Annotated in this window: 1 protein-coding gene; it reads right to left on the reverse strand. The window is 35.5% G+C overall.

From position 1 onward, the window contains the following. Window positions 1-10 precede the first annotated feature (10 nt). A partial coding sequence (locus PZH32_RS12770) for a hypothetical protein (protein ID WP_275208632.1) occupies window positions 11-304 on the reverse strand: 294 nt, incomplete at its 5' end.

The raw sequence follows: 304 nt of genomic DNA on the forward strand, positions 1-304 counted from the left end.
TGTTTAATTCTTATTTAGTCTGGTCTCTCAGGGTGTTTTGCGAGATTCTTACCAGAATGCTTTTTAGCTCCTCCAAGCAGTTGTTGTCGTATATTGTTTTCCCGATATGAAGCCCATTTATAACAGCGATTACCTCTTTAAGAAAATAATAGGGAATTTGCAAATCGTCTAAATCTTCCCAATATGTTACATTTTCCTTGGATACAAAATGTAATTGTGCAGTTTCGTCGCAATCTCCTTTACAAACCGCATAGCATTGAACAAATTTGTCGACATCCTTTGACTTTAGATCTTTCTCAAATAC

The sequence above is a fragment of the Adlercreutzia equolifaciens genome (genome assembly GCF_029076695.1).
GTDB lineage: Bacteria > Actinomycetota > Coriobacteriia > Coriobacteriales > Eggerthellaceae > Adlercreutzia > Adlercreutzia equolifaciens_A.